Genomic DNA, 19,343 nt, shown 5'->3' on the forward strand with positions numbered 1-19,343 from the left:
TACAGTTAGACTGTATATGTCAAATGTAGGTAAGTTATTTGATCCACAATAAATAAAAAACGCTACCTTTTTAAAAGATAGCGTTTTTAATATTACCCCTGCTTATTCTTCGCCTTCATTTGCTCCTCATAAACAAACTTCGCCGTCATAAAATCGTGAGGAAAATCTTTCAATGCATTCTTCATCACATTTAATGCTTCTTGTGATTTGATTTCTACTCCATTTAAGAAGTCAAATGCTTTTGATTGCTCCTCAGCAACAAAGTTTTGCGTCATGTAGTCATCTTGAAAATCTAGCTTCGCCTTCTCTTTCACTTTATTCATTGCCTCTGTTTTATTTATATTTTTCACAGGATTTGCGAATGCACCCGTAGGCTGTTCTGGTTTAGGCTCTTCTTTCGTTTCTGGCTGTGGAGCTGGTGCTGGTGTTGGTTGTTGCTTAGGTTGTTCTTGTTGAACTGGCTGCTGCGCTACTTGTTGCTCTTTTTTCGCTAATTCATCTTTTAACTTCTTAACTTGTGCATCAAGAGATTTATTTTCAGTCTCTAATAGCTTCTTATCACTTTTTAACTTTTGCGTTGCTTCAAAATGCTCATCTACTAATTTATTGTACTCCTTCTCAGTGTACATTTTTTCACTAGTTGATGCCGGTTTCCCTTTCGTAACAACTACATTAATAATTACAAGTAAAACTACGATTCCTATTAACGCAGCAAAAATCTTCTTTTTATTCATTACTAATCCTCCGAAATGTCAAATTTTTAAAGTTATCATAACAGATGCAGTTATGTTCCTTTGTCACATTATGTCGAATCATAATAATAAAAAAGCATCTGAAATAGATGCTTTTTTCACTATCAATACATAAACGTAATCGTCACCAAAGAATATCCTTCTTTTGCATTATACGGCTCCGCTTTATAAGAAACACGGTTTGATCCTTTTGGAAAACCGATTTCTCCAATTGCTTTTTTCACATCTTGCAGTGCGCCGTCCATTGATTGCTTATAAAGAACTTCAATCTTCTCTGGCTTTGCACTATAACGCTGCTGCATTTTACTTTTTAATTCATTATAGCTATTTGCGATGTACTCATTTCCTAAATAATTTAACTTTGTACCTTTCAAAATTTGTTGGTACACAGCTGATTTAGAGTTTCCCCCTACAATTTTACTCGTCAGTGTATCATAATAATTTGTAGTAGCTTGCGGATAGTCCCCTCGGTTCCACACGTGATTCTTCGCAATTTGCTCATCTGATAAGTTGAAATATGAATACGTTACGCGGCCTTGTACATCTGGCACTGGATCATCAAATGTTGTATCAAGATGGTACCACTTGTTATCGATTTTCACTAAATTCCAAGCATGAGGCTGACCGTCTCCAGTTCCTACTACAAAATGATTCTCAATTCCAGCTTCTTTTAATAATTGATAGGTTAATAGTGTGTAACCTTGGCAAACGGCAGAACGATTTACGAGTGCTTCATATGCTGTATAAGCTTTATAAGATGTGTCATAAGAAACATGTTTTACTACGTAATCATGAATCGCCTTCACTTTTTCGTGATCATCCATTCCTGCTTGAATAATAGATGAAACAATCGCTTTCGCTTGTTTCATGACATACTCTGTTTGTTCTTTCGTTTCACGATATGTAATCTTTAACGTAAATGTGTAATTTCCAGGTGATCCAGACAGTGAATAGGAAACATTCGATCTATTATAATCTGTATACTCATTTTTACTTGCGACTTCTTTATATGCGGTGAAAAGTGTATTCATCACTTCTTTTGTATTACTATTTTTCGTTTTATATGGAAGTGTAATGTTCGTTTCGTACGTATTAATACGTGTTTGCACTTCATTTTTGAATGCTGTTAATAATGCCGCATCTTCTGTATCTTGCACCGCAACCTCAGGCTTTTTATATTTCAATGCATTATATAAAAACTGTGCATACTGTTCACGCGTTACCGTTTTAGCTGGTTCAAATTTCCCGTCTCCTGTACCAGATGCAATCCCGTTTGACTGCACCGCACTAATCGCGTTTTCTGCCCAAAATCCATTTGGAACATCATTAAATGTATGTTTTTGTCTAGCTGAAACTTGGAACGCATTTTTAATAATTTGCGCCATTTCTGCGCGGCTAACAGAATCTTTCGGTCTAAAACCGCCATTCCCATCACCTTTAAAAATCCCCAATTTCGTTAACGTTAAAACCTCTTCCGGAAACATTGTAGAACCTGAGCGAATATCACCATACGGATTATTTAAACTAGACCCATCTTTTAATACATAACGAGCACCATCATTACTAAACGTACCACCTTGCTTATTCGGTACTAACACACGATAAATTAAAGCAGCAACTTGCTCCCTCGTCGCAACATCACCAAAACCAAACTTTCCATTTCCATAGCCTGAAATAATATTTTTACCCGCTAAATCTTTAATCGCCGGATAGGACCAGTGCGATGTTGGTACATCAGAAAAAACGCCCGCTTCAGCAGCTTTCACATCACTGCCATTTGTATATAATAAAGCACCACCAATAAGCGATAATGATGTAATTGATTTTAATATTTTTATGTACATAATGCATTCTCCCAATACGTCTTCTATTTTTGTTATTTTTTGTCGAAAAATCTAAAAGAATATAACAAAACACATTATACAATTAAAACTTTTCGGAGGATATATTAAATTTTAAAATATGCAAAAACTCATATTGCTATAGTAATTCGTACTAATATTATGCTATTTTACTTGCGAATATATAAAGTGAAACTTTAATCAGCCCTCACCAATCGGGCGTTTACGGGCAGCTGATCTCTCACCTAACTTCTTTGCTCCACCTGAATTTTGAGGTGGAAGCTTTACTGCCCACAAATAGCGGGATAAATAAAAAGAAAAATACTAATGTAACATTGTTAATATACATATCGCTTTTTGAGCTTTTATTTCGCTAAAATGTACAATTCTATCCCCATTAAAATCGCGATAGAATCTTGAGAACATACCTTTTAACATGATTCATTATATGATTGCAAATTTCATGTCCTTTATTTAAAACAGTTGTTACTAATTGTAATTATTTGCATCCACTTCATACCTCCATGCAATATTCTTTAGAACTTTTGGATACATTAAATACGCATAGCATTGTAGTTTGCATATATTTCACTTTTGTATTTTTTGGACCAAGTATTAGGAGGGTATTTATGATGAAAAGCTGTACAGCACTCCTTATTATTGATGTACAGGTAGGTTCATTTGAAGAGAAAAAAGTCCTATATAATAGAACGGAATTATTAAGAGTTATTCAATTATTGATTTCTAAAGCCCGTTCTGCTTCAGCCCCTATTTTTTATATGAAGTTTAACGGGAAGTCTGGTTCCTTACTTAGTCAAGGGACACCTGGATCGGAAATTCATAAATCAATTGCTCCAGCAACAGGAGATGTCGTTCTTGAAAAGAATCATCCGGATTCTTTTCATAAAACGAGTCTTCAACAAGAGCTAGAAATGAGAAATATAAAACGAGTTGTTATAGCAGGAATTCAATCTGAAATTTGTATAGATGCAACATGTCGGCGTGCATACAGCTTAGGATATGACGTTACTCTTGTAAAGAATGGGCACAGTACATATAATTCTACAATATTATCGGCGTCTCAAATTATTAAGCATCATAACGAGATAATAGGTCAATGGTTTGCCTGCGTAAAAAATTCCGAAAGTATAGAGTTTTGATTCTATCTCTATATAAACGAAACCGCAGTCAGGGACTAGACTGTGGTTTTTCGATGTACAATGAATTACAGTAATTACTAAGAGTTGCATAATCTTTCATTGTAATTAACTTAACTTTTTATTTGCTAAGATAAGAAGCATTGCAACAGAACCTAGTAAAGTCTCAAAAAACAACTTATTATCAATCAATATTTAGTAAAAACATATTAATACTTTAGAATTTCTTTAATTTTCATTATTTTTTATTTAAGATTGTCCTTTATATTTATAATGTGTTATTTGAATTTATCGTATTGAAGCGGATTTTCACATCACTATAAGCAATTTGAAAATGGAAAAAATAAAGTCCCCATTAGATTAATTATCCTGTTCTTTTGCGTCTTTTATCTATTTATGTTAATTATTATGCAGCTAAAAAAAGTACAACTTATTGATGGAGAGAGGAGAGGAAATAAAATGAATTTAGTGAACTTACGTCCTAAACAGCGGTCTAAGTATCGCATTCTACTAGGGACATGGTATTACTCTACAAAGAGGTACATTCAGTGGTTAGTAGACGGAAAAAAATATGCAAAAACGTTTCAACAAGAAAATTTACCCTATACAGCGATTCAGCACCGAACGATACTACTTCGTAAGCTCAAAGATGTAGATATGTGGTATCAACAAAATAAAGTTGTTAATTTGAAGATTGCTATTAAACAACTAAATGGTATCGTCATTAGACCGGGAGAAACATTCTCTTACTGGCGTTTAATAGGTAAGCCTACGAGGAGAAAAGGGTATGTAGAGGGCATGATACTACACTATGGATCTTTTCAAGCAGGCATTGGGGGATGGCTTTGTCAGCTTTCAAATTTAATATATTGGATGGTCTTACATACACCATTGACAGTAACAGAGCGATATCGTCATAGTTTTGATGTCTTTCCTGATTCCAAGCGGACCCAACCATTTGGAAGCGGAGCAACTTGTTCTTATAACTATTTGGATTTACAAATCAAAAATGAAACGGACCAATCGTATCAACTTCACCTTTATATTACAGATAAGCATTTAGTCGGTGAATGGAGAGTTACCCATCCGCAGCTTTATCAATATGAAGTATATGAAAAAGAACACTCAATCCAATCTGCATACTGGGGTGGTTATATACGACATAATGTTATTCAACGTAGAGTATATAATCAACAGAAACAGTTTATAGAAGACCAATATGTAACGGAGAATCACGCTATAATGATGTACGAACCACTATTAGCTTATAATAATGAGGAGGGTGAGTGAAGGTAACATTGGTGTATCAAGTATTTTTGTCTAATAACACAATACATGCCTCTCTTCATATAATTAATAGGCCAATTCCTTTTTGTAACATAATTTTTTCGTTTTTATTGAAAATGAATTTTATATCTTCCTTTCCAATGAACTGGTTCCTAAACTAAACTGCCTCGTTTCCACAATAAAAATAGAGCTGCCCATAGGTCAGTTTCACCGACTTATGAGGCAGCTCCTCTTAGTTTCACCTTATTCTATCGATGAATCCAAACTGCACCTGCAGATTTGTCTTCAGCTTGACCTACTACTTCAAACTTCAATCCTAGTTTCGGCAACTTACGTCCTGCATCTGGAATCGCGCTGTTGATGTACTGCTTAGAATCATCAAATTTTGCAACTCCTGGTAACCCTTTATAGTCAAAGATTCCGCGAGTTGGCGAGTCTACTCTCCATGCTGGCGTTTGATCAAATGAGAATGCCGCATCGGCAATTTGATAACGCGTACTGCTCTTCACAGTCGGTTGTCCGTTTAATGTCCCTACAATTGCCTCTGGATGAGAATCTACTACTCCTAAGAAGCCTTCACCTGGATGAACGCCTACCCAGTTATCTGTAAAGCTTTGATCCGCATACCATACAACCATTCCTGTATTAAACACTGGACCACGCGCATGTTGTAATGCCGTGTCAGAACCAGCGTAATTTCTCCACTCTACATAGTAGTTATTTTTTTTCTGTTCAAATCCGTTAGATACAGTAAATCCTTTTAACGTCATTGCTGGCTGACCTTCTGCATCATCTGAGAAAACAACTTTGCCATCTACAGTTAATGCCGCATTATCTAACGCAAATCCTTTATAAGCTACTGCAATATCTGTTAAATATTCAAATTGCAGTTTTACTTTTTCCCCTTTGAATTTGCTTAAATCGTATGATTTATCAACCCACTTACCATCAGTTGTATCCATACCGCCTTTTACATCTTTTTCGCCAATTCTATCAATACGTGTCTTCGTTCCATCTTCTGTAATCGCATTTACGTCAAGGAAATCATACTTCGCTTCAAGTTCGTAGAATGTCTTATAATCGAACTTAGCATTCGTTGCATTTGTTAAGTCAAATACTGGTGTCTCAAGTGTTGTATGAATGTCATTTCCTTTTGTACTGTAATAAAACTTCTTACCAAATGCCGATTCGATATTTTTTATATCTTTGTCTGGCAAGTTAACACGAACGATTCCTGGTCGTTTTGATTTTGTAACACTTTGATCTAAATATGTTGCAGCACCGATTCCCGTGCGAAGTTTATCATAATCTACCTCAACGATATTCGCCCAGTTCCCCTTCATATTCTTTTGGAAAAACTCTTTATTTTGTGGTGAGAAACTTGTTGGCTCTGTTCCTGCAATTTTTCCAGCCCAGCTACCGCCACTCATAATAGACCATGACTCAACAGGTTCACCTTGTCCTGAGTACTTCGTATCGTATTCATCTGGTAATCCTAAATCATGACCATACTCATGCGCAAACACACCAACCGCTCCATCTTCAGGCTCGATTGTATAGTCGTATGCAGCCATTTTTCCGCCCCAATTTGAAACAGAAGATTTTGTGCCATCAATCGCATATGGTTTTGATCCAAGTTTTGAACGATGAGACCAAATCGCATCATCTTTCAACTTACCGCCGCCAGCTTCTTGACCCACGCCAGCATGTACAACCATTAAATGATCAATAATACCATCTGGCTCGTTTTTATTTCCATCACCATTTTGATCGTATTGATCAAATTGATCATAGTCTGCTAAATTGATTCCTTTTGCTACCGCTGCTTTTAATGCTTCTTTCACAAGATCACGTGGCCCTAAAGGACCTTTGTTATCATGACCAGTTCCCGCATCCGCACCATAATCTGACGCTTTTCCTGGAACAGTAAGCCATTCCGTTACAGTACCATCAACTGTGTAGCTCCCGCCAGATTGTTCTTCATAATATTGTTTAAATGTATTAATTTTCGATCCATCAAATAGAGTAAATGGTTCATCACCAAATAACATTTTTTGATAATGTTCACGATTGAAGTCCTTAGAATACATGTATCCTGGCTCTTGATCAATATTGTTATGCTTAAAATCGCTAAATTCTACAAGTAAAACAAGCACTTTATCTTTTCGAACAGCTCCATTGTACTCAGCTTGCTTCGCTGGTGCAGTAGGTACTTTTCCATTTAATTTACTAGAATTCAATGCTGCATCTTGTCCAGCTACTGGGCCTACTGCGGGCTGCTGTGCCTGTTCATTTTCCTTCATCTTTGCATCTTTTACTTTTTTCATAAAATCAGCAGCTTCTTGCGTAAGACTATCTCCTGTCAAGATTTCTTTACCAGAGTTTTCCCCTTTCTTTTTCTCAACATATTTCTCAACAGCTTTTGACGTCTCAGCTTGTGATGCAGATTGATCAATTACGCCCCGTTGTTTTAGCGCTTCTGCCAAACGCTCCTCCGGTATTAAATGCTCATCTATTGGTAGAGATGATGGCGTATCAGCATACGCTGCATGACTTCCAAAAGCAAAACTACTACTTAGTACTGCCGCTGTTGCTAAAACTGATAACGGTTTTAACTTCTTATTCTTTTTCAATGCATTTCCTCCCCAGTGTCTGCGAATTATCGTTTTTTTTGCCGATAGCAACATAATATTCTTTACAATAAGAATATTCAATGTTTTTCAACAGATAAAATGTTGAGAAATATTTTTTGTGCAGGGTGGGATGCACAGGATAACAAAATACAAAACTTCTACTAGTTTATGTTTTGCACATAACCACACAATGGGATCACTCGTGCTTTTATCTTGATGACGATGGAGTAGCGCTAGGAAAGACAATACAACATACAAACAGCCCAAGTTCCTTATTCGAACTTGGCTGTTTTTTAATATAAACTGATACTTTTCGTTCTGGTGCAAAAACCCTAAAGACCTTGTGAGTAATCTCCTAAACTTGGACATACTGATACTATTACTTTAACAAAGATTTACACCAGAACCTTATTTTTTAATCAACATTATTTAACTGATTCTACTTGTTGTTCTAATTCTATTCCAAGGAATTTAGCAAGCTCAAGCATACCAAATTGATTCGCTACAGACTCTGCGTCAGAATTATAGTTTGTGTTTGTATTAATATCATACGTATAAATTGTTCCATCCGAACTGCGAATAAATTCAATACCAGCAACAGTAATTTCATTTTCTTTCAAAAATTCTTTGTATTGTTCAATAATTGGCTCTTGGAAGTCCGATATAATTTCAAATTTTGTTGACGACTCTTTTTTACTCTCTTCTCCTACTGGGCAAAAAGCATCGTGAATAGAGCACGCATCTGCTGGACAAAGCTCGAATCCTTCTGATGTATCTACTTTAACTGCATATACAAACTGACCGCCTACAAACTCACAGCGTGTAATATATGGTTCTGGCGCTTCAATATACTGCTGGATTAAAGTAATTCCATCAATGGGCTCTTCAAACGTCGGACCATCCAAATATTGTTCTAAAGCATTAATGGAATGAAATAGTTGAACACCAAGGCCTTTACCTGCACGGTTATGCTTCGTAATGAACGGTACTTCCCCTAACTCCCTTGCTGCTTTTACTATATTATTGCGGCCAACAGCACCAATTGTTTTCGGCACTTGTATCCCAAAATTTCTTAATGCTGCATATTGATTCAATTTACTTACTTCAAGGCGTAATGCACGAGATCCATTAAATACTGTTCGCCCGTATCCCTCTAACCAAGCAAGAACTCCTTCAGTCAACTCAGGTGCAAATCGATGCCCTCTCGTATGTGAAGAAGCACTCATACGGTAACTCCAGTTCTTCCAACCTTTTCACCAAATGATCCGTCCATTCCTTATTTTCATGCAATATGTAAATTTTACTCATTTGTAATCAATTCCTTTCTTTTCAACGCAACTAATGGCATCACCTTTTCAGAAAATCGTTTCATCTCTTCAAGCTGTGGCGAAAATTGTAAAAGTAATAACGTAACACCCACCTTTTCAAAAGCGAGTATCCTTTCTGCAATTTGTTCTGGTGTTCCAATTAAATTAGGACGTAATCCACGATTAGATACGGAATAATCATTGAGCTTCACTTGCTGTTCCAAATGCGATTTACTAATAAAGTCTTGGTAACCCGCATAACCTAACGCATCATCTTTCACATCCGTTATGCGTCTCCATTCCTCTACCGCCTCTTCTTCTGTATCACGACAAATGACGTAAGCTGCAAGCCCGAATGACTGCAATGGCTCCTCTTTGACTTTCTTTCTACGATTCTTCATATCTTCTATTTTCACAGATACTTCTTCCACTGTTCCCCCGTGCATTACATATGCATCCGCGTGATTTACAATGACCTCTTTTCCTCTCTCACTCTCACCACCTGCATAAAGCTTAATGCCTTGTTTCTGCACAGGCTTTGGACTTAAATGTGTATTATGAAGCTCATAAAAGTTCCCTTTATAAGAGAACACTTCTTCTTTCCAAAGCTCTTTCAAAACTGTTACAAATTCCTCTGTGCGATCATATCTTTCATCATGTGCGGTAAATACTCCGCCATACTGTCTCGCTTCTTCTTCCCACCATGCTGAAACTACATTCAATGTAAAACGGCCATTACTTAATTGATCGATATTTGCTGCCATTTTCGCTGTAACTGCTGGATTGTGGAAGCCAGGTCTGACAGCTGTCATAATCTCTAATCGATCCGTTACTGCAGCAAGTGCTGCCGCAGTTGTCCACGCTTCTAAACTTGGTGCTGAAACACCTTTTATATCATTTAAGTTTAATTCCGCAATAAGTGTTGTTGAAAAACCTAATTGTTCTGCCGCTTGCGCTGTTTGTTTTGCATACTCAAACGTAGGCGGCATAGATTCATCATCTACATTTCGAAGCCATCCCCCAAAAATCGGTAACCAAAAACCATACTCCACTACATATTCCCCCTTTATCTTTTAGCCATAAAAAAAGCTACTCTTATCGAAATAAGAGTAGCCTTCTTGACTAAGTGAAGTGAACTGCTCTTATCTTTCAGGTATTTTTTCACCTGCAGGATTTGGCACCTTTCGTCTAAAACGAGGTTGCCGAAGTTTCATAGGGCCCGTCCCTCCACTTCTCAACATAAGAATTGTTTGATTTTCATTTATTATAATCATCAGAATAATAAAAATCAATGATTTAATACTTATTTTTCCGATACAAATTAAATGATATATAAAAAATCATATTGTTATAGAGATTCATAGTGATATTATGTTGTTTTACTTGCGAATATATAAAGGGGTATGTTGTATCATGTCGAAAACATCATTTATAACCAAGTTGCTTTACTTCTATCGTAAAGGAGATAGAGAATACGCCAAAATAAATATCAACCTAAAGAGGTGTTAGTAACATGAAAAATAAACGATGTGATAATTGTGGTTCTACTAATTTTAAGGAGGGAAGAGTTGGAAGCGCCTATCATGCATATGTTTGCGACGATGAACCTAGTAGGTTCTTTTCAGGGGGAAAGCGCTCTAAACTATTAACAACATTTTGTTTAGAGTGCGGTGAGGTGAAATCATTTAGAATTGAAAAACCGGAGATATTTAAAGAATAAAACAATACTAATTACATATTATGAAGATGTTTATTTAGGGATAAATTATATGATTAATATATCTATAATAACCCTCGGTATTACTAAGCCAATGTTTTAAAAGATTAACAAATATCGCGAGAACTAATCGAATGTATATTAAAAGTAAAAAGAATAAGGTGTCTAAAAGATCCCCTATTTTGAGCCAATAATGAGACATTATGTTAATCTTATATGTATAGCTGCACAAAATTGAGAAACTGAAGGAGACAGATACATTTTATGAGGAAATTATCCATATTACTTACTTTCATTCTAGTATTAGTCAGTGTTACGGTTGCTTGCACACCAGATAAAAAAGATAGTGCCGTTGAAAATGGTCCAATAGAAGAACCAACCGCAAAAAATGAAAATGAAGAATTAATAAATTTTGAAGAAAAAGAAGATATGAGCCGCTTGGAACAAGGTATTTTATTAGTTGGTGAGAGTGTTAAAGGAGGCTATTACTTGACCACCGTTCAAAGTGCATATTTAAATGCTAGCAACGATTCCGTCGTTGTTAATGTCTCTGTAAAAAATGTACGAGGTCAAATGATTGGACTATCAGAATTAAAATATAACTTAAAAGATGAGAAAGACGGAAAGGTCTATGAAGGAAAGGTCCTTGACCAAAACCCTTCTGATATACAAGTTAAACCAAATGAAACGGTAAAATTGAAAATAGCTTTTAAAGTACCAGGTACCGCAGATGAATATATGTTTCATATTGAAAGCTCTTTAGACCCTCTAGAAACAAACTGGAAAATTGATAAGCTGCAATCACCAAAAAACTAAGTCTAAAATACAATTTGTTTGAAAAAATCTCTCAAATAAGCAAAAAGTACCGCGAAAATTTGATATAGATACAAATGAATAATATATAAATAAAACCATCGATTTAATGAATCGTTGGTTTTTTTCCAAAAAAATGCTCCATTAAAAACTAAGAGATAAAAAAGAACTAATCCCTAGAAGAGATTAGTTCAATATATCCAGAGTTATTACAGTACATAGTTTTATGAGCAAACGTTATATAATGTTGTGTGGAATACATAACTTGTCATCCCTTTATAAGTAACTTTTAACCACTGTTTAGAATTACTGTAATGACCTTGAACATACTCACCTGTTACCCATGTTCCAGTAATTTTCTCGCCACTATTAAATGTATGTAAGACAGGTGATCCGACGGTGTAACCACTGCGTATCTTTGCACCATATACACCTACCGTACCTCTCTTTGCTCAAGCTGCTACTACAGTTTCATTTTCAGTAGTATTCGTAGCCGCGAAAGCAGAGCCGTTACATGTAAACAAAGTAAACATAAAAGCTGTTAATAAAGTACAAATAGATAAGCGACGTAACAAAATAAATTCCCCTTTTTTTTTATAATATATTTCTTCATAAATGATTATCTTGAATATCCTAACTATTTTCGATATATTCATGTTGAGAAATATTAGATGTAGCTTTGAAATAAGGTTTTATCAAAAATATTAACAAACTCATATTTTACAGAGAGAGCACCGAAAGAAGCCTTCTACATATCAACTATATAAAAATCCCTCCACCATAAGGCAGAGGGGATCTTCTAATTCCTATTTCAAACTACCCGCAATCTCCGTAAAGATAACCCCAAGCGCATGTGCACCTGCATCAGGATATCCTAAGCTTCTTTCGCCAACTGTACCGGCGCGGCCCATGCGAGCGACGATTTCTTTCGTATACTCTGCGCCTTTAACGGCTGCTTCTGCACCTTTTTCAAAGGCAGTTTTCATGTCTACTTCATTTGAAGCACTGTCTAACCAAGAGTCTACACATGGAGCAAGTGCATCAACAAGCGTTTTGTCACCAACTACCGCTCCTCTTCCGAATGATCTTTCACCGATAGATTGTATGCCTTGAAGTGCTGCTTGTAACATTTCAGCGAATTCTTTCACTGTTAGTTCACGTTTTTCGCCTGCTTCTTTACTAGCTGCGCGGAATGCCCCACCCCAAATTGGACCAGAAGCTCCGCCGCAATGTTCCATAATAATCATAGAACAGCCGTCAAGGAATGATCCGATTGTTACATTTTCTTGTTCTACAATAGAATGCCACTCACGTTTTAATTGTTTAAATCCTTTTGCCACACTCATTCCGAAGTCACCGTCACCTGCATGTGTATCTAACTCACAGAACGGTACTTCGTTTTTAATAATAATGTCACTCATTTTATCAACGAGATAGATCATATTGTTTAATGTGATGACATTATCTTTCATAACAGCGTGTTCTTCCGCCGTTTCTAGTTCAAAGGAAATTTCCTTCTCTTCTACATCTTCAAGCACATTCACGTACTCTACACTTTCAACTGGTCCGTCTACTTTAAACGCTGGTGTATTACATTCTTTAGATAGTAATGTTTTTAGCTCATCATCTAACTTCATCACTGTTAAAGACATACCTGCCATATCAATACTCGTCATATAGTTGCCAACGAATACTCTATTAATTTTAATATTTCTAGCAGCTAATTCTCTCGTAACTGCGTTGTTAAATAGGTAAAGTTCTTGCAGTGGTGTTCCGCCAAAACCGTTTACTAGAACCGCAATTTCTTCGCCATCTTTTACTCCTAAATCTTTTATTAAATCATTTGTCATACGGTTCGCTAATTCATCAGCTGACATCGTTTTTTCACGTTTAATTCCTGGTTCGCCGTGAATACCTACGCCGTATTCCATTTCATCTTCTGCAAGTGTGAAAGTAGGTGATCCACTTGCTGGAACTGTACAAGAAGTTAACGCTAAACCAATTGTGCGCACGTTAGCCGCTGCTTTTTCTGCTACAGCTTTCACCGCTCCTAAATCCATACCTGCTTCCGCTGCTGCGCCCGCAATTTTATGAACTAAAATAACTCCCGCAACGCCACGGCGTCCTACTGTATAAAGACTATCTTCTACCGCAATATCATCGTCCACTTTTACGTAGTCTACTTCAATTCCATCTTCAGTCGCTAAATGCGCACCGTTTTTGAAATTCATAATATCGCCGCTGTAATTTTTAATAATTAATAACGTACCTTTTTTACTAGCCGTCTCTTTAATGGCTTGATATACCTGAATTTGTGAAGGCGAAGCAAACACATCTCCACACACTGCCGCATCTAACATTCCTTTTCCGACTAGTCCTGCATGCGCTGGCTCATGACCACTACCACCGCCGCTAATTAACGTTACTTTATTTTCGTTCATTTCTTTCTTCTTAATCACTTTATATTTTTTCAAAAGCTCAAGTTCTGGATGAGCCATAACCATTCCGTTGCACATTTCCATTACTAATGTTTCTGGTTTGTTTATAATCTTTTTCATTGTGATTCTCCCTCAATTCCTTTAATATATTGTGATATATTTGAAATCTTCTTCTTACTACTCATGTTAAAATGAAAGCGTTTTATAGTAAACGGACAAAATGGACAATCTGTCTAAAGACACTTCTTTCATTTGTAGATAGGATTTTTATATTACTAACATTCTAGGGATGATTCAGATGACCTCTTCTATAATTTCTAAAAAGATAATCGCGAACTCGTTGAAACATTTAATGGAAACAGAGTCGTTTCATAAAATATCAGTGAGCGATATTATGTTACACTGTCAAATGCGTAGGCAAACTTTTTATTATCATTTTAAAGATAAATTCGAACTATTAAGCTGGATTTATAAAGAAGAAACGAAGGAAAATATTATCGACTTTCTCGACTATGAAACATGGGAAAACATTTTCGATTTATTATTTGATTACTTTTACGAAAATCAAAAATTTTACCGAAATGCTTTCAAAGTCATTGAACAAAACTCGTTTAATCACTATTTATTTGAGCATACGAAAAACTTATATATGAAAATTATTGATGAATTATCTGTGAGCTGTGGATTCAGCCTTTCTGATGAGACAAAAAATACGATTGCCTCTTTTTATAGTCACGGCTTCGTTGGGACGATAAAAGATTGGATTGAAAGTAAATGTGAAGTAGATCCATCCATTATGTCTTCTCTCATGAAAAATATGATAAACAATCAATTACTACTTTTACTCGAGCAATCAGCGAAGTAATTAAAGGGTGGCAAAAGCAATGAAAAAGATTATGAATGATGTAGACAATATTGTTCAAGACATGCTGCATGGCTTTTATTTTGAACATAACGACAAAGTAAATTACGACGAAACACATAACATCATTTATGTAAAAGATATCGAAAAAATGAAGCAAAACGTTGTCATTATAAGCGGTGGTGGTAGCGGACATGAACCTGCCGACATTGGTTATGTAGGAAAAGGAATGCTTACGGCAGCAGTAAACGGAAGTATTTTCACCCCGCCTACAGTGGAGCAAATTGTGGCGGCAACTCGCTTAATGCCAAAAGATAAAAGTATTTTATTCATCATTAAAAACTTTAAAGATGACGTTGAAAACTTTCTAGCGGCAGAACAAATCGCTAAAGAAGAAGGAAGACAAGTTGACCACGTCATCGTAAATGACGATGTTTCAATTGAAGATGATGCTTCTTTTAATAAAAGAAGACGCGGCGTAGCGGGCACTGTTTTCGTTCAAAAAATATTAGGTGCGGCCGCTCCCCACGGACATTCTTTAGAAGAATTAACAACACTTGGCCGTTCTGTCATCCAAAACTTACATACATTAGGAGTCGCCCTTTCACCTGCCAATGATCCCATGCAAGGAAAAGCTTCATTCACATTGAACGACGATGAAGTGTTTTACGGCGTCGGCATTCATGGCGAAAAAGGTTACCGCCAAGAAGCACTATCCTCTTCTGAAATATTAGCGATCGAACTTATGAACAAACTAAAAAGCATTTATCGCTGGAGAAAAGGAGACAACTTCGCCATCCTCATTAACGGACTCGGTGCGACACCATTAATGGAACAATACATTTTCGCAAACGACATCCGCCGTTTATGTGAGCTGGAAGGCTTACATGTAAAGTTCGTAAAAGTCGGTACACTGCTAACCTCTTTAGATATGAAGGGTGTTTCGCTCAGTTTGCTTAAGATAGAGGATTTGGGTTGGGTGAAGTGGTTGAAGACGGATGTTGGAGCGAGTAGTTGGTAACAATAAACGAAAAATTATGATGATTGAACGTTTAGTAATCAAAAATACTGACTTATATGAAGGATGTATAAATCTTATGTATCTGTAAATAAATCGAAGCATAAATACTATTTGCAATTTATCCACTAGTTTCGAAATACGGTTATCAAGTTGTAGGAAGGCACCTTAAGGTGTCTTTTCTTTATTTTCAAAAGGACCTGCTCAATTATTGCGTAAAAAACATAAAGTAAATTGAATCCGTTAAAATACATGAGTGACCCCTTGTTTTCTCCTCTTATTAAAGGAGGAACTATTATGGGATTTGGTGGTAGTTGTGGCGGCTGTGGATTTTCTGGAGGCTTTGCTTTATTAGTAGTATTGTTTATTTTATTAATCATAGTTGGAGCTTCTTGCTTCTGCTAAACAAACTATCGGAAAAGACACTCTTATATGAGTGTCTTTTCTTTATAAATTAAAAAGTATGAGAGCCCAAGCCTTTAGCCATAATTACGACTGAAGGCTATTTTCTATATAAAAAAATAAAACATAGTAAGAATAGAATGCTTGCTTAAACTGTTTTTGTTTCCTGCGTGTATTCATCACCTATTCTTTAGACAATCATATTCTCAAGCTATATTACAGTGCAACCTTTTATAAATTCACATCCCCAAAAAAGCCCTATTACTAGAGTACCTCATTCACATTTAAAAGAATCTACATATACCTACTTCCCTTAAAATCACCAAAACCCATTTGCAAATCTATAAAAGTAGATATAATATCCTTATGGAACCTTTATTAATTTATAAAGCATTGTCAAATGAAACAAGATGTCAAATTTTATCATGGTTGAAAAATCCAGAAAACCATTTCGATGAAAAGCCTTATCTAGAGCAAGATCTTAGCTTTCAAGTTGGAGTATGTGTAGGAGATATCCAGCTTAAAACTGGCTTAGCCCAATCGGTTATTTCTAGTTATTTATTAACTATGAAAAAAGCAGGTTTACTAGACTCTGACCGAATCGGAAAATGGACATACTATCGTCGAAATGAAAAAACAATACGAGAGTTTTCTGAATACGTTCAAAACGAATTATAAAATGAAAGCTAATAATCAATTGATTATTAGCTTTCACACATTCTGCTTTTTACAGGTATCCAATTACTTTTTATAAAATTACACTACCTATAAAAGCAAGAAACATAGAAAGGAGAAAATTTTTTAATATATCATATCTAGTTATTTAGATATCTGTTATTGTATTTCAGATTACATAACCCTAATAATATTAACATCCAATCATGCTTATAATAATGCTTCTTTTTTAATGAATTTACTTTCAAAATACTGATACGAATGGAGAGTTTTATAAATGAAAAAAGTAAATCCTTTACTTATTCTGACACTGGCAATAGGTGTGTTCGGAATTATTACTACCGAGATGGGTATTGTCGGCGTATTACCACAAATCACTCAAAAATTCGGAATTTCAACTACACAAGCTGGATTTTTAGTAAGTATATTTGCACTAGTTGTTGCTATTTCTGGTCCGTTTCTAATTCTGCTCGTCTCTAGTATTAATCGCAAAATAATTTTATTAACAGCAATTTTCGCATTCGTTATTTCAAATATAATCTACGCTTATACAACACAATTTGAAATCATGCTTATTTTTCGTATTTTACCGGCAGCACTTCATCCACTCTTCTTTTCAATCGCTCTTGTAACAGCTGCTAAACTTGTCCCTCCAGAAAAGAGCGGTCAAGCGGTTACAAAAGTTTTTATGGGAATTACTGTTGGCTTTGCTTTAGGTGTACCACTAACCTCTTACCTTGCAGACCAATTTTCACTCGAAATTGCTTTCTTATTCGGAGCGTTCGTTAACACTCTTGCATTCATTGGAATACTAATCCTACTTCCTTCTATGCCTGTTACAGAAAAAATGTCTTTCGGCAAACAAATTCGTATACTCGGCAAACCAGGATTATGGTTAAATATTTTAACCGTCACATTCCTTTTTGCAGCCATGTTTTCCGTATACAGCTACTTCGCTGAATACCTTGCAAAAGTAACTTCCATGAACGGATCTCTCATCAGTATCATGCTATTCATATTTGGTGTAGTTATGATTTTAGGTAATCATTTATTTGGTGGTCTCCTGCAAAAAAGCATAATAAACACCGTAATATCATTCCCTATTCTATATTCTGTTGTTTACATATTGGTTTATTATTTAGGTTCCTACCTTGTTCCAATGATTTTTATCGTATTCATTTGGGGAATCGTACATGCTGGTGGATTAATTGTTGGTCAAACATGGTTAATAAGCGAAGCAAAAGAAGCACCTGAATTTGGTAATAGTCTATTCGTTTCGTTCTCAAATCTCGGAATTACTTTAGGAACAACTATTGGAGGCTGGTTCATTTCAAACTTAGGTATTCACCAGCTTATTTGGAGCGGATTTATATTCACACTACTTTCATTTCTATTAATTATAATAAAACTAAAATTTTTCAATTCTAATAGCCAGGCTTCATTATCAAGCTAGTACATTTTCAGTTTCAAATTTGATAAAAAAACATTATAAATTTTTCTCTATATAAAATACAGGTTATTTTATATAGAAGATTTCATAAACTAAAAGTATAATGCTCAAGGCCTTTAGCCATAATTACAACTAAAGGCTTTTTTGTATATAAAAATAAATCTAAAAGGAGCTAATTTTATGGAACATAATCAAAATGGAATACTTGCTTTAATTGTTTTGTTTTTAGTATTAGTGTTTTTTGTTAGTGGCATGGTTTATCATTTATGGGGTTCTTTTTAATTTCAACTTTTAAACAAATAAATAATTCAAAAACTAAAACGTGTATTGTAATGATTGATATGGAATATTTCCAAAACAACAAAACATAGATTTGAATTTTATTTCTCAATGGACAAAATAACTTAACATGGTAAAATAATATTTGGACGGGAGTCCAATATTATTAAAATTAAAGTGGTTCAAGTCAGAGAAAGGCACCTTAAGGTGTCTTTTCTTTTTTGTTAATTAATAGCTTGTTCTCTTCTATGTAACTCTTTAAAATATAAATTTTAATAAAAAAGGCGCATTTAGATTGATGCGTCTTTTGGCGATGTCTCTTTTGTGAAATCATATAAAGCTATTGCACCTAAAATAACAAGTATGCTTTCAGGAGCATCTATCAAAATAGTTTTCCAAAATTCCTGGTATTATCCATTTAATATCTGCTGCTGTTTCAAGATATGTTTGAAAACAACCGATTGTAAAATCAATTACAGATAAACATACAAATAATGTTAGACAAAATCGAATTAATTTCTTATTTTTAAACATGTAACACCTCTCAAAATTCATTGGATATTCCTACTTTTGGTTCGCTATATATTTACATCCTTATATTTTATTTTAACATTACAAAAATCCAAATAAATCAAAATATGCATATTACATATCATATTGACTATCAATTTAAATAAGAACTTTGCTTTTTACATTTCAGGTNTCTTTCTAT

14 protein-coding genes, 3 pseudogenes and 1 riboswitch are annotated in these 19,343 nt (G+C 35.2%); of the genes and pseudogenes, 9 read left to right on the plus strand and 8 right to left on the minus strand.

Features of this window, described 5'->3' with window-relative positions; genetic code table 11:
• Positions 1 to 92: 92 nt before the first annotated feature.
• Positions 93 to 734 carry a hypothetical protein gene (locus tag CDB3_RS19270; protein ID WP_128855605.1) on the minus strand — a complete coding sequence of 214 codons (642 nt, stop codon included), beginning with the start codon at positions 732 to 734 and terminating at the stop codon, positions 93 to 95.
• A gap of 122 nt (positions 735 to 856) precedes the next feature.
• Positions 857 to 2,596 (minus strand): S-layer homology domain-containing protein, encoded by a 1,740-nt coding sequence (locus tag CDB3_RS19275; protein ID WP_128855606.1) that lies wholly within the window; start codon positions 2,594 to 2,596, stop codon positions 857 to 859.
• A 626-nt stretch (positions 2,597 to 3,222) separates the two neighbouring features.
• Between CDB3_RS19275 and CDB3_RS19280 the strand changes: the two genes are divergently transcribed.
• Positions 3,223 to 3,753 (plus strand): cysteine hydrolase family protein, encoded by a 531-nt coding sequence (locus CDB3_RS19280; protein WP_128855607.1) that lies wholly within the window; start codon positions 3,223 to 3,225, stop codon positions 3,751 to 3,753.
• A 456-nt stretch (positions 3,754 to 4,209) separates the two neighbouring features.
• On the plus strand, positions 4,210 to 5,040 hold the full coding sequence (locus CDB3_RS19290; protein WP_128855608.1) for a VanW family protein: 831 nt from the start codon (positions 4,210 to 4,212) through the stop codon (positions 5,038 to 5,040).
• Positions 5,041 to 5,285: 245 nt separating this feature from the next.
• On the opposite strand, the gene CDB3_RS19295 is transcribed toward CDB3_RS19290, so the two are convergent.
• The 3 genes and pseudogenes from CDB3_RS19295 to CDB3_RS19305 form a co-directional block, all read right to left on the minus strand.
• On the minus strand, positions 5,286 to 7,670 hold the full coding sequence (locus CDB3_RS19295; RefSeq protein ID WP_179139724.1) for an immune inhibitor A domain-containing protein: 2,385 nt from the start codon (positions 7,668 to 7,670) through the stop codon (positions 5,286 to 5,288).
• 425 nt (positions 7,671 to 8,095) lie between these two features.
• Positions 8,096 to 8,978, minus strand: a pseudogene (locus tag CDB3_RS19300) (ATP-grasp domain-containing protein).
• The gene (locus CDB3_RS19305; protein ID WP_128855610.1) at positions 8,971 to 10,029 is read right to left on the minus strand and encodes an LLM class flavin-dependent oxidoreductase; all 1,059 of its coding nucleotides are present in this window, start codon (positions 10,027 to 10,029) and stop codon (positions 8,971 to 8,973) included. The pseudogene CDB3_RS19300 and the gene CDB3_RS19305 overlap by 8 nt, the downstream one beginning before the upstream one ends.
• 87 nt (positions 10,030 to 10,116) lie before the next feature.
• Positions 10,117 to 10,223, minus strand: a riboswitch (SAM riboswitch).
• 267 nt (positions 10,224 to 10,490) lie between these two features.
• On the opposite strand from CDB3_RS19305, the gene CDB3_RS19310 reads away from it, so the two are divergent.
• Both CDB3_RS19310 and CDB3_RS19315 read left to right on the plus strand, forming a co-directional pair.
• Positions 10,491 to 10,697, plus strand: a complete 207-nt coding sequence (locus tag CDB3_RS19310) for a hypothetical protein (protein WP_128855611.1) — start codon at positions 10,491 to 10,493, stop codon at positions 10,695 to 10,697.
• A gap of 261 nt (positions 10,698 to 10,958) precedes the next feature.
• Entirely contained in the window at positions 10,959 to 11,510 is a 552-nt protein-coding gene (locus CDB3_RS19315) for a DUF4352 domain-containing protein (RefSeq protein WP_128855612.1), read from the plus strand.
• 221 nt (positions 11,511 to 11,731) lie between these two features.
• On the opposite strand, the pseudogene CDB3_RS19320 reads toward CDB3_RS19315, so the two are convergent.
• Positions 11,732 to 12,082: pseudogene (locus CDB3_RS19320) on the minus strand (SH3 domain-containing protein).
• Between the two features lie 231 nt (positions 12,083 to 12,313).
• Entirely contained in the window at positions 12,314 to 14,065 is a 1,752-nt protein-coding gene (gene dhaK, locus CDB3_RS19325) for a dihydroxyacetone kinase subunit DhaK (RefSeq protein ID WP_128855613.1), read from the minus strand.
• Between the two features lie 178 nt (positions 14,066 to 14,243).
• Here dhaK and dhaS point away from each other — a divergent pair, with 178 nt between their 5' ends.
• The 5 genes from dhaS (at position 14,244) to CDB3_RS19355 (ending at position 18,355) form a co-directional block, all read left to right on the plus strand.
• Positions 14,244 to 14,810 carry a dihydroxyacetone kinase transcriptional activator DhaS gene (dhaS, locus tag CDB3_RS19335; protein ID WP_000204204.1) on the plus strand — a complete coding sequence of 189 codons (567 nt, stop codon included), beginning with the start codon at positions 14,244 to 14,246 and terminating at the stop codon, positions 14,808 to 14,810.
• A gap of 19 nt (positions 14,811 to 14,829) precedes the next feature.
• On the plus strand, positions 14,830 to 15,828 hold the full coding sequence (gene dhaQ, locus CDB3_RS19340) for a DhaKLM operon coactivator DhaQ (protein ID WP_128855614.1): 999 nt from the start codon (positions 14,830 to 14,832) through the stop codon (positions 15,826 to 15,828).
• Between the two features lie 294 nt (positions 15,829 to 16,122).
• Positions 16,123 to 16,230 (plus strand): YjcZ family sporulation protein, encoded by a 108-nt coding sequence (locus CDB3_RS19345; protein WP_000505673.1) that lies wholly within the window; start codon positions 16,123 to 16,125, stop codon positions 16,228 to 16,230.
• A 363-nt stretch (positions 16,231 to 16,593) separates the two neighbouring features.
• The gene (locus tag CDB3_RS19350) at positions 16,594 to 16,905 is read left to right on the plus strand and encodes an ArsR/SmtB family transcription factor (RefSeq protein ID WP_097829876.1); all 312 of its coding nucleotides are present in this window, start codon (positions 16,594 to 16,596) and stop codon (positions 16,903 to 16,905) included.
• 274 nt (positions 16,906 to 17,179) lie between these two features.
• On the plus strand, positions 17,180 to 18,355 hold the full coding sequence (locus CDB3_RS19355; RefSeq protein WP_128855615.1) for an MFS transporter: 1,176 nt from the start codon (positions 17,180 to 17,182) through the stop codon (positions 18,353 to 18,355).
• A gap of 566 nt (positions 18,356 to 18,921) precedes the next feature.
• On the opposite strand, the pseudogene CDB3_RS19360 reads toward CDB3_RS19355, so the two are convergent.
• Positions 18,922 to 19,165, minus strand: a pseudogene (locus CDB3_RS19360) (DUF3937 family protein).
• Between the last annotated feature and the right edge of the window lie 178 nt (positions 19,166 to 19,343).

Source organism: Bacillus sp. CDB3, from assembly GCF_002081505.1.
Classification (GTDB): domain Bacteria; phylum Bacillota; class Bacilli; order Bacillales; family Bacillaceae_G; genus Bacillus_A; species Bacillus_A cereus_AT.